9 protein-coding genes are annotated in these 11,640 nt (G+C 71.7%); 7 read left to right on the top strand and 2 right to left on the bottom strand.

Features of this window, described 5'->3' with window-relative positions:
- The first annotated feature begins 144 nt into the window (after window positions 1–144).
- The gene (locus tag ACZ4TG_RS14765; protein WP_468162443.1) at window positions 145–645 is read left to right on the top strand and encodes an FAD synthase family protein; all 501 of its coding nucleotides are present in this window, start codon (window positions 145–147) and stop codon (window positions 643–645) included.
- On the opposite strand, the gene ACZ4TG_RS14760 is transcribed toward ACZ4TG_RS14765, so the two are convergent.
- Together ACZ4TG_RS14760 and glgX are read right to left on the bottom strand one after the other, a co-directional pair.
- A complete protein-coding gene (locus tag ACZ4TG_RS14760) occupies window positions 626–1,363 on the bottom strand; it encodes a CDP-alcohol phosphatidyltransferase family protein (RefSeq protein ID WP_468162441.1) in 738 nt (245 codons plus the stop codon). The two genes, ACZ4TG_RS14765 and ACZ4TG_RS14760, sit on opposite strands and share 20 nt — an antisense overlap.
- Window positions 1,364–1,467: 104 nt before the next feature.
- Window positions 1,468–3,798 carry a glycogen debranching protein GlgX gene (gene glgX / locus ACZ4TG_RS14755; protein WP_468162439.1) on the bottom strand — a complete coding sequence of 777 codons (2,331 nt, stop codon included), beginning with the start codon at window positions 3,796–3,798 and terminating at the stop codon, window positions 1,468–1,470.
- 212 nt (window positions 3,799–4,010) lie between these two features.
- Between glgX and ACZ4TG_RS14750 the strand changes: the two genes are divergently transcribed.
- From ACZ4TG_RS14750 to ACZ4TG_RS14725, 6 genes are all read left to right on the top strand, one after another.
- Window positions 4,011–5,198: a L,D-transpeptidase gene (locus tag ACZ4TG_RS14750; protein ID WP_468162718.1), complete on the top strand. Its 1,188-nt coding sequence runs from the start codon at window positions 4,011–4,013 to the stop codon at window positions 5,196–5,198.
- 166 nt (window positions 5,199–5,364) lie between these two features.
- The gene (locus ACZ4TG_RS14745; protein ID WP_468162437.1) at window positions 5,365–7,494 is read left to right on the top strand and encodes a choice-of-anchor A family protein; all 2,130 of its coding nucleotides are present in this window, start codon (window positions 5,365–5,367) and stop codon (window positions 7,492–7,494) included.
- A gap of 191 nt (window positions 7,495–7,685) precedes the next feature.
- Entirely contained in the window at window positions 7,686–8,420 is a 735-nt protein-coding gene (locus ACZ4TG_RS14740) for a L,D-transpeptidase family protein (protein WP_468162716.1), read from the top strand.
- A 111-nt stretch (window positions 8,421–8,531) separates the two neighbouring features.
- Entirely contained in the window at window positions 8,532–9,773 is a 1,242-nt protein-coding gene (locus ACZ4TG_RS14735; RefSeq protein WP_468162435.1) for a L,D-transpeptidase, read from the top strand.
- Window positions 9,774–9,861: 88 nt separating this feature from the next.
- Window positions 9,862–10,629: an enoyl-CoA hydratase/isomerase family protein gene (locus ACZ4TG_RS14730; protein ID WP_468162433.1), complete on the top strand. Its 768-nt coding sequence runs from the start codon at window positions 9,862–9,864 to the stop codon at window positions 10,627–10,629.
- Window positions 10,630–10,869: 240 nt separating this feature from the next.
- Window positions 10,870–11,373: an ATP-binding protein gene (locus tag ACZ4TG_RS14725; protein ID WP_468162431.1), complete on the top strand. Its 504-nt coding sequence runs from the start codon at window positions 10,870–10,872 to the stop codon at window positions 11,371–11,373.
- Window positions 11,374–11,640: the final 267 nt, after the last annotated feature.

The raw sequence follows: 11,640 nt of genomic DNA, 5'->3' as shown, positions 1-11,640 counted from the left end.
ACTGAAGGTCCCCTTCTCCCCTGGATGATGCGCACGTCACCCTATTCGTTCACCCGTGTGGTGCGGAACGTGCACGCTATTGTCTGCTAATCCGCTACACCGGGGGGTGTGGCTTCTGGGGGGTAACTGATGACGGAGCCGGACATGTCCGACCTTGGCGCGCCCGTGCGGCGAGACATTCCCGGGACGTATCGAGTCGGATACGCGCCCGGTGCGTACGATCTGTTCCATATCGGGCATCTCAATATCCTTCGGCACGCCCGTAGTCAGTGCGACTACCTGGTGGCCGGCGTGGTCTCGGACGAGATGGCCGAACTGGCGAAGGGGCGGCGGCCGATGATCCCGCTCGTCGAGCGGCTGGAGATCGTCCGCAGCGTGAAGTACGTGGACGCCGCCTTCGTCGAGACGGTCCCGGACAAGGTGGAGACCTGGAAGCAGGTCCGCTTCGACGTCATCTTCAAGGGCGACGACTGGCGCGGCACCCCCAAGGGCGACCGGCTGGAGAAGGACTTCGCCGAGCACGGGGTCGACGTCGTCTACTTCCCCTACACCGTCCACACGTCCAGCACCCAGCTCCGCCGGGCCCTGGACGTGCTCGCCGAACCCCTCCCGGGCGCGGAGCAGCTCACCGCTGAACGGCGCTGAGCTCCCGGTACCACTTGGCGAGGAACGCGAGCAGGAACAGCGCGGCCACCGCGCCCAGCCCGGCGTAGGCCCACCGGAACAGCTCACCGCCGCCGAGCAGCAGGAACACCAGGCAGAACACCCCGTAGTCCACGGGCAGCAACGCCACCGCGCGCACGGTCGACGGCGCGGCGGCGGGGCTCCCCGGGGCCGGCCTGGGCTTGAGCTTCTCGGTCAGCAGCCCGCCGAAGAAGGTGACGATCGCGGCGAACTGGAACCCCAGCGGCACGAGCAGCCAGCCGTCGCCGCCCGCCGCGGCCCCGCCGATCCCGAACGCGTCGGGGAAGCGGTAGAAGGCGATCAGCACGCAGGTGTGCAGCGCGGTGAGCTTGGCGCAGTCCACGACGTGATCGAGCCACTCGCCGGAGGCGCTGCCGCCCCCGCGCAGCCGGGCCAGCTGCCCGTCGGCGGAGTCGAAGGCGAAGCCGACCGCGAGCGCGGCCCACACGGCGATGCCCAGCCCCCACGAGGGCGCGGCCAGTGCGACCGCCGCCACGGCGGCGAAGCTGAAGGCGGCGCTGACCAGCGTCACCTGGTTCGGGGTGAGCCCCAGAGCGTACGACCCGGCGGCCAGGTACCGCCCGGCGGGCCGGTTGACGAACCGGGAGTAGAGCGACACTCCCTTCGCCGACTTCTGAGCCCCGCGCAGCTCCCGCAGCGCGGTCCCGAATCTCGCCATCCGGCCGAGCCCCCTTGAACGTGTGTACGTATGAGGGGCACATCATCGCAGGACGAACGTAGCCCGCCGCTCCGGATGTGCTCTTACGTCCTGAAGTAGCGGTCTCAGCTCACCACCTTCAGCAGCAGCACCGCCCGCGCCGGGACCGTCAGGCTCTCCCCGCCCCGGTGGCGGGTGCCGGGCGGCGCGCCCTGCTCCTCCCGCGAGGTGTCCAGCACCAGTTCGTAACCCGCCGCCCACGGCGCCCCCGGCAGCGCCCACTCCACCGGCCGGTCCCCGGCGTGCAGCAGCGCCAGGAAGCTGTCGTCCGTCACCTGCCGGCCCCGCTCGTCGCGGCCGGGGATGTCCCGCCCCGACAGGTACAGGCCCAGCGCGGCGGCCGGCGCGTACCAGTCCCGCTCCGTCATCTCCGCCCCCGCCGGGGTGAACCAGGCCAGGTCCCGCAGCCCGTCCGCGCCCTGCGCCCGGCCGGAGAAGAACGCCCGCCGGCGCAGCACCGGATGCTCCCGGCGCAGCGCCAGCACCCGCGTGGTCAGCGCGAACAGCTCCCGCCAGGCCGGATCCTCCAGCAGCGACCAGTCCACCCAGCTCGTCGCGTTGTCCTGGCAGTACGCGTTGTTGTTGCCGCCCTGGGTCCGGCCGAACTCGTCGCCCGCGACCAGCATCGGCACCCCCGTCGACAGCAGCAGCGTGGTCAGCAGGTTCCGCAGCTGCCGCCGCCGCAGCAGCCCGATCCGCGGATCGTCGGACTCGCCCTCCGCCCCGCAGTTCCAGGAGCGGTTGTCATTGGTCCCGTCCCGGCCGTCCTCCCCGTTGGCCTCGTTGTGCTTGCGCTCGTAACTCACCAGGTCGCGCAGGGTGAACCCGTCGTGGGCCGTCACGAAGTTCACCGAGGCGTACGGCCGCCGCCCGCCCCACGCGTAGAGGTCGCTCGACCCGGACAGCCGGTACCCGAGGTCCCGTACGTCGGGCAGCGCGCCCCGCCAGAAGTCCCGTACGGCATCCCGGTACCGGTCGTTCCACTCCGTCCAGAGCGGAGGGAACGCCCCCACCTGGTACCCGCCCGAACCCACGTCCCAGGGCTCGGCGATCAGCTTCACCCGCCGCAGCACCGGGTCCTGGGCGATCACCGCGAGGAACGGCGACAGCATGTCCACGTCGTGCATCGAGCGCGCCAGCGCCGCCGCCAGGTCGAAGCGGAAGCCGTCCACCCCCATCTCCGTCACCCAGTACCGCAGCGAGTCCGTGATCAGCCGCAGCACGTGCGGGCGCCCGGCGTGCAGGGTGTTCCCGCAGCCCGTGTAGTCGGCGTACCGGCGCTGGTCGGACTGGAGCCGGTAGTAGCCGCGGTTGTCGATCCCGCGCAGCGACAGCGTCGGGCCCAGCTCGCCCGCCTCCGCCGTGTGGTTGTAGACCACGTCGAGGATGACCTCGATCCCGGCCGCGTGCAGGGCCTTGACCATCCGCTTGAACTCGCCCACCTGCTGGCCCGCGGTACCGCTCGACGAGTACCCCGCGTGCGGGGCGAAGTACCCGACGGAGTTGTAGCCCCAGTAGTTGCGCAGCCCCCGGCGCAGCAGATGGTCCTCGTGCGCGAACTGGTGCACCGGCAGCAGCTCCACCGCCGTCACCCCGAGCCGGGTCAGGTGCTCGATCGCCGCCGGATGGGCGAGCCCGGCGTAGGTGCCGCGCAGCCGCTCGGGAATACCCGGATGGCGCATCGTGAAGCCGCGCACGTGCAGCTCGTAGATCACCGAGTCGGCCCAGGGCGTCTTCGGCCGGACATCGTCCGACCAGTCGTCGTCATCGTGGACGACGACCCCCTTCGGGACGTACGGGGCCGAGTCCCGGTCGTCGCGCACGGTGTCCGCGATGTACTGCTGCGGCCAGTCCCGGACATGCCCGTACACCTCCGGCGGCAGAGCGAAGTCGCCGTCCACGGCCCGGGCGTACGGGTCCAGGAGCAGCTTCGCCGGGTTGTACCGGGCCCCCGTCCAGGGGTCCCAGCGCCCGTGCACCCTGAATCCGTAGCGCTGCCCGGGGCGTACGCCGGGCACGAAACCGTGCCAGATCTCGTGCGTGAGCTCCGTCAGGGGGCACCGGGTCTCGGTGCTCCGGGAGCCGTCCCCGTCGAACAGGCACAGCTCCACCGCCTCCGCGCCCTGCGCCCACAGCGCGAAGTTGGTCCCCGCGACCCCGTCCGGGCCGGTCCGGTAGCGGGCCCCCAGCGGGTGCGAGGAGCCGGGCCACACCGGTGGCCCCGGGCGGGCGGAAGCCCGTAACGCCGGGCCTGGCCTGGCCTTGACCTGGCCGTTGACCTGGCCGTTCGCCTTACCGTTGGACCGCCCGTCGGGATGCGGTACGGGCGCGGCTCCGCCGTCCCGTACGTCACCCTCGACGGCTGCCACCGCCTCTTGCTCGGCTGCGCTCGACACTGCCCGCCTCCACGGCTCTCGGTACCGGCGGGGGTAGGGAGTGCGGCCCCGGCGTCCCGGCCTGGGCCCGCCCCCGTCTGGTCCTTCCCACTGTTCTGCCCGCACTGTCCGGCCCGGAACGTGGGCCGCGCCCACGTTTCCCCCGGAGGGGCCCGGTCGTTGGGCAGTCCGTGACTCTTCTGACGAGGCGGGCAGGGGCGGGCTTGGCCGCCATGGCGGCATGGGCGGGCCTGCTGGGCGGGCTCACCGGCTGCACCGAGGACGGCCGGCCCCCGGTCGAGATCCAGCTGCCCGGCAAACCCCGGTCTCCGGACGAGGCCATCCGGGTCACCCCCGAGGACAACGCCAAGGGGGTGCCCGCCGGGGGGCCGCTGGTCGTGAGCGTCCCCGAGGGGAGGCTGGAGAGGGTCGTCGTCACCAAGGTGGAGGACGCCCAGCAGGAACAGGTCCCCGGCGAGATCGCCGCCGACGGGCTCAGCTGGAGTCCCGATCCCTCGGCCGGGCGGCTCGCGCTCGCCGCCAAGTACACCGTGGACGCCGTGGCCCTCGACGGGCACAACCGCCGGCAGGCCCGGCACACCACCTTCACCACCTACGTTCCGGAGGAGCGCTTCATCGGCTACTTCAAACCCGAGAACCGCTCCACCGTCGGCACCGGCATGATCGTCTCCTTCAACTTCAGCCGCGCCGTCAAACAGCGCGCCGAGGTGCAGCGGGCCATCACCGTCACCTCCAGCCCCGCCGTGGAGGTGGTCGGCCACTGGTTCGGCGACAGCCGCCTCGACTTCCGGCCCAAGGCGTACTGGAAGCCCGGCACGGAGGTCACCGTGAAGATGAACCTCCGCGACGTCGAGGGCGCGCCCGGCTCCTACGGCATCCAGGACAAGACCATCACCTTCACGGTCGGGCGCTCGCAGGTCTCCACCGTGGACGCGGCCGAGCACACCATGGAGGTCCGCCGGGGCGGGGAGCTGGTGTCCACCATCCCGATCAGCGCGGGGGCGCCGAAGAACACCACCTACAACGGCAAGATGGTGGTGATGGAGATGTTCGACGTGACCCGGATGAACGGCCAGACCGTCGGCTTCGGCGGGGAGTACGACATCCCCGACGTCCCGCACGCCATGCGGCTCACCACTTCGGGGACCTTCCTCCACGGGAACTACTGGGCCAGCCCCGACACCTTCGGCTCGGAGAACGTCAGCCACGGCTGCGTCGGCCTGCGCGACGACAAGGGCGGCGGCTCGGACACCCCGGCGGGCTGGTTCTTCGACCGGACGCTGGTCGGTGACGTGGTGGAGGTCGTGAACTCGCAGGACCGGACGGTGGCCCCGAACAACGGGCTCGGCGGCTGGAACATGTCCTGGGCCGACTGGGTGGCGGGCTCGGCCCTCAGCTGACCGCAGCCCGCAGACCGTGCGCCCCGGCCCCGGACCAGCAATCGAGTGATTGTCGGACCGGAATGCCGTAGCGGGGCGGTGTCGTCCGTCCGGCACGCCGAAGCCCGCGCCCAGCCTGTCAGGGCAGCGCAGGCCCAGGTCGGGCCGTGGCAACGGACGGAGCGTCATGTCAGCAAGGAAGTGGACCCTCGGGGTCGCCGTCGGAGCCGCACTGGCCGTCGGCGCCCCCACGGCCCTCGCGGCGGATCCCGCGGCCGACCGGCCGGTCCGGCAGGCCCTGCGGGCACCGCTGCCCGACGGGCTCGGCCCCTGCGTCCCGGGAACCTGTCCGAACCCCTTCCCGCCCGTCGAGGTCGACACCACCCCGAACGGGTACGACAACGCCGTCGGCGTCTTCGTCGGCGGCGACTTCCAGGTCCGCGGGCGCGCCGCCGAGGCCGAGGGCAGGGTCGTGGTCCTCGGCACCTTCGACCAGGACAAGGACCCCACGGGCAGCCAGGTCTACAACATCGGCGTGGTCGGCGCCGGCTCCCTGGTACGGCCCCCCGTCGGCGCGGACTTCCTGGCCACCGGCCGCGACGTCTCCGTCGCGGCGGGCGAGCGGCTGATCTCCGACACCGGGGTGGTCCGGTACGCCGGCACCGCCCCCGGCGCCGGCACGGTCACCGGCCCGCTGGTCCACGACGCGGCGGCCGTGGCAAGGTACGCCGGGCTGCGCGACAGGCTCACCGCCGCCGGCGAGTGCTACGCCCGGGTCGACGGGGCGCCCCGCACGGCCACGGGCACCGCCGTCAACTCCGGCGGCTTCGCCGTCTTCACCGGCGACAACACGTCCGGTCTCCAGGTCTTCAACGTCGACTTCGACCTGGTCGGCGCCAACGGCGGGGCGATCGGCATCCGCTTCGCCCGGATCCCGAAGGGCGCCACCGTCCTCGTCAACGTCCTCGGCTCCGACCGGACGATCAGCACCTTCAGCGGCAGCATCAACGACACCGGCCCCGGCGCCGACCTGTGGAACGGCTACCGCACCCGGCTGCTGTGGAACTTCCCCGACGCGACGACCCTGCGCCTCGACGGCAGCGGCCAGTTCCAGGGCAGCGTGCTCGTCGGCGAACAGGCCTCGCGGACCACCGTCACCCTCCCCGGAATGAACGGCCGCTTCTTCACCACCGGCTCCCTCACCCACACCAGCCTCACGGGCCGCGGCGGCGGCCAGGAGTTCCACGCCTATCCCTTCGACGGCGACCTGCCCGACTGCGCCGCCCCGGAGCCGGTCACCGGCCAGGTCTCCGTACTCAAGGAGGACGGCTCCGGAAGGCCGCTCGCGGGAGCCCGGTTCGAGCTGTGGCACGAGACCAACGGCCGCCCCGGCGCCCAGTTCGACGCCACCGGAGGCGACACGAAGGTCGCCGACTGCACCACCCCCGCCGACGGCACCTGCTCCCGTACGGTCGGCATCGGCACCTACTACTGGCGCGAGACACAGGCACCGCCCGGGTACGAGCTGCCGGACGAGGTGACGCGCGAGCTGCCGCTGACCGAGCAGAACGCCGCGGCAGGCGCCCGTGTGAGCATGACCAACGAGAAGGTCCCGGGCGCCGCCGAGGTGGTGCTCCGCAAGTCCGGCAAGGACACCGGCGCGCCGCTGGCCGGCGCCCGGTTCGAGCTGTGGCGCGAGTCCAACGGCCTGCCCGGCCTCCAGGCCGACGGCCCGGAGCCGGACGCCAGGCACGAAGGCAGCTGCGTCACCGACGGCCGGGGCAGCTGCACGGTCGAGCTGCCGGTCGGCGAGCGGTACTACTGGCGGGAGATCGCCGCTCCCGACGGGTACGACCTGCCGGACAACCCGGTCACCGCCTTCGACCTCGACGAGGACGACGTGGCGCGGGGCGTCGTGGTCGACGTCGTGAACGCGAAGCGGGCCGAGGAGTACGAGGGCACCCTGCGGGTCCTGAAGAAGGACGCCAAGACCAAGCGGCCGCTGCGCGGGGCCGTCTTCGAGGTCTGGAAGGAGACCAACGGCACCGAGGGGCTCCAGACCCGGGGCATCAACGCCGACCGGCGGGCCAAGCCCGGCTGCGCCACCGACCGCAGCGGCGTCTGCGACTTCGACCGGCTCCCGGAGGGCTGGTACTACCTGGTCGAGACGGACGTCCCCGAGGGCTACCTGCTGCCGGCCGACCGGGTCACCGGCCCGTTGCGGCTGGACGGGCAGACCCCGGACGGGCAGCTCGTGATCACCCGGTACAACGAGCGGGACGGTCACGGGAAGGACCCCAAGGGCCCCCGCTCCTGACCCCGCCCGCCCCGGCCCCGGGTGCGCCGGTGGAGTGACCTCCTCACCCCGCCGGCGCACCCGGGCGGGCCGTGGCCGGCGGGGACGGCTTAGCTGGGCAGGAGGGGGCCCGGCCGGCGGGCCCGAGGGAGGCACGGATGGTCACAGGGGACACGGTCGGCGCGATAGCCCGGGCGGCCCGCGGGGGCGCGATGCGCACGGCGGCCGTGCTGGCCGCGGCACTGGCCCTGACCGGCCCGGCCCCGGCCGCCGCCGCGGCCCCGCCGCCCTCGGCACGGGGCGCGGCCGCGCCCGGATCCGCACTGCCGGAACCGCCGACGGCACCCGAGCCCGCCTGCACCGCCGGCACCGGCCCCTACCAGCGCGAGCTGGAGGCCCATCTGCGCCTGCCCGTCGACGGGGTGCAGTCCCCGGCGGACTGCGCGGCCGTCCGGTCCTTCCAGCGCGGCAACCGGATCACCCCGGCCGAGGGCTACGCCGGCCTCGCCACGTACCGCGCGATGGTTGCCCTGGCCGCCCGCGGCAATCCCAACGCCGACGGCGGCTGCCCGGTCCGGCCGGACCGGGTGACCTGCGTGGACCTGGAGCGGCAGCTGCTCTGGGTCCAGCGCGGCGCGCGCGTCGTGTTCGAGCCCGTGCCGATCCGCACGGGCCGCGACGACCAGGAGACCCGGCCCGGCTGGCACGAGGTGTACTGGCGCAGCAAGGACCACAAGTCCACGCTCTACGACAACGCCCCCATGCCCTACGCCCAGTTCTTCGACGGGGGCCAGGCCCTGCACGGCCGCCCCGGCGACCTCTACGCGCACGGCGGCTCGGCGGGCTGCGTCAACCTCTCGGTGCCGGACGCCGCACGGCTGTGGGACCTGCTGGCCGAGGGCGATTCCGTGTACGTCTGGGGGACCAAACCCGGCACCGACGACTGAGGCCACGAGGTCCCCGCAGTTGGGACGGAACAGTGACAAGACCGTTTCTCTTCGTGATCCCCCCGTGTGATTTCCTGTCGACAAGCGCGCGACTGCCCGCGCGCGGGGGACATGGGGAGAACAAGAGTGAACCTGCAGCCGATCCGCGGCCGAGCCCGCACCGGCCTGCCGGCCCTTCTGCTGGGAGCAGCCCTGCTGTTCACCAGTGCATGCAGCGGCGGCGGCAACAGCGGGGGCAGTGGCGGAGACGACAACGGGGGCGGTGGTGGCGGCAAGACCGGCACCGAGGCTTCGAAGGCCGTGGTCAACGTCAAGCCGGACGACGGGGCCAAGGAGGTCGCCACGAGCGGCATCCTCAAGATAACCAGCACGGGGGGCAAGCTCACCACGGTGACGGTCGCCGACACCAAGGGCAACGCGGTGGACGGCAAGCTCGCCGCGGACGGCGCGAGCTGGGAGCCCGAGCGCCACCTGGCCGCCGCCACCGAGTACAAGGTGCACGCGGTCGCCAAGGACGAGGCCGGCCGGGAGTCGGCCAAGGACACCACCTTCACCACGCTGACCCCGGTGAACACCTTCGTGGGTCACTACACGCCCGAGGACGGCACCACCGTCGGCGTCGGCATGCCGGTGTCCATCAACTTCACCCGCGGCATCACCAACACCGCGGCCGTCGAGAAGGCCATCACGGTCACGGCCGAGCCCTCCGTACCGGTCGAGGGCCACTGGTTCGGCAACGACCGCCTCGACTTCCGCCCCGAGAAGTACTGGGCCGCGGGCACCAAGGTCACCGTGAAGCTCGCCCTCGACGGGGTCGAGGGCCGTCCCGGGGTCTACGGCAAGCAGACCCGTACGGTCACCTTCACCGTCGGCCGCTCGCAGGTCTCCACGGTCGACGCGAGCGCGCACACCATGGAGGTCGTCCGCGATGGCCAGGTGCTGAAGAACGTCCCGATCACCGCGGGCGCCCCGTCGACGACCACGTACAACGGGCAGATGGTCATCAGCGAGAAGTACAAGGTGACCCGGATGAACGGCGCCACCGTCGGCTTCGGCGGCGAGTACGACATCTCCGACGTCCCGCACGCGATGCGCCTGTCGAACTCGGGCACCTTCGTCCACGGCAACTACTGGGCGTCCTCCAGCACCTTCGGCTCGGAGAACGTCAGCCACGGCTGCGTCGGCCTGCGCGACGCCCGCGGTGCGGGCGACGACGACCAGCCGGCCGCCTGGTTCTTCAACGAGTCCCTGATCGGCGACGTGGTCGTCGTGAAGAACTCCAAGGACAAGCAGATCGCCCCGGACAACGGCCTGAACGGCTGGAACATGGACTGGGCGGAGTGGATCAAGTAGCCACACCCCGTACGTAGCCGAAGGTGGCCCGGTGCTGTGACCCACAGCACCGGGCCACCTTCGGTTAACCGGCGCTAACCTTCCCCGTATGACCATCTCTCTCGAAGTCTCAGAAGGCGTCGGCACCATCCGCCTGGACCGGCCGCCCATGAACGCCCTGGACATCGCCGTCCAGGACCGGCTGCGCGAGCTCGCCGTGGAGGCCACCGACCGGGCGGACGTGCGGGCGGTCATCCTCTACGGCGGCGAGAAGGTGTTCGCGGCCGGCGCGGACATCAAGGAGATGCAGACGATGGACCACGCGGCGATGGTCGCCCGGTCCCGCGGCCTGCAGGACGCCTTCACCGCCGTGGCCCGGATCCCCAAGCCCGTCGTCGCGGCCGTCACCGGCTACGCCCTGGGCGGCGGCTGCGAACTGGCGCTGTGCGCCGACTACCGCATCGCCGCCGACAACGCGAAGCTCGGCCAGCCCGAGATCCTGCTGGGCCTGATCCCGGGCGCGGGCGGCACCCAGCGGCTGTCCCGGCTGATCGGCCCCTCCAAGGCCAAGGACCTGATCTTCACCGGCCGCATGGTCAAGGCCGACGAGGCCCTCGCCCTCGGCCTGGTCGACCGGATCGTCCCCGCCGCCGAGGTCTACGAGCAGGCGCACGCCTGGGCCGCGAAGCTGGCGCAGGGCCCGGCGATCGCGCTGCGGGCCGCCAAGGAGTGTGTGGACGCCGGCCTGGAGGCCGACATCGACACCGGGCTGACCATCGAACGCAACTGGTTCGCCGGGCTGTTCGCCACCGAGGACCGCGAACGCGGCATGCGCAGCTTCGTCGAGGAGGGCCCCGGCAAGGCCAAGTTCCTCTAGCCGCACGGCGCGTCCTCCCTGTGGGTGGATTAGCCAGGCCTTAAGGCAGCCTTAAGAAGGAGCGGTGATCCACTCAGGGTGATCACTCCTCAGCGGATTGTCACCGCAGGTCAAGTGGCTCCCGCCGCACCTTTTTTGCCTTTTGCATATGCCGGAACGCCCCTTCGGAATCAGTGATTCCGGGGGGCGTTTTCCTGTGGAACGGCCCGCGGGGCCGGGTCGGCCGTCCATGATGGGTGCATGGCGGGCCTGGAGGGTGTGGAACAGCCGCGGCAGCGCAGCAGCGCTTCCGCCGTACGGCTCACGGCTGCTCTTGAGGACGAACAGGGCCTCAAAGCACTGGAGTTGTACGGTAATCCGGCTGAGGCGGAAGTGACGCTCCCGTCCATGCCCGAGTCCGCGAGCACCGCTCGCCGGCTCACCCAGTCGGTGGTGATCCGGTACTGGGGCTTCTCGCCGCAGATCGCCGAGCACGCCGTCCTGCTCGTCTCGGAGCTCGTCGGCAACGCGGTCCGGCACACCGGGGCCCGGTCCTTCGGCTTACGCATGCTGCGCCGGCGCGGCTGGATCCGTATCGAGGTGCGCGACCCCTCGCGCGGACTGCCCTGTCTGATGCCGGTCCACGAGATGGACACCACGGGCCGGGGGCTCTTCCTCGTCGACAAGCTGTCCGACCGCTGGGGCGCCGATCTGCTGCCGCGCGGCAAGATCACCTGGTTCGAGATGCGGGTGGCCGACCGCTGAAGGGGCAGACCTCGGCCCTCCCGGTCGGGCCCTGGAACGCCAGAAACCCCCTGTCGCCGTAGTGGGGCGCTTCGGGGGTTTCATGGGTGCGCCGAGGATCGAAGGGGGTGTGATCCTCGGCGGGACTTCGCTCGGGTCAAAGGGGAAGTCGTGATTTCGACTATGGCAGACGAGTGGCCAAATGCCAAAAGTCCCAACACGGACATAAGTGTGCATATCCTAAGAGTTTCTACCTAAATCCTAGGTGAGGTGGGCCACTCACCTCGT

It is taken from the genome of Streptomyces sp. NPDC028314 (assembly GCF_055565795.1).
The sequence above is the reverse complement of the archived record's forward strand: the minus strand, read 5'-3'. Positions and strand labels throughout refer to the sequence as shown.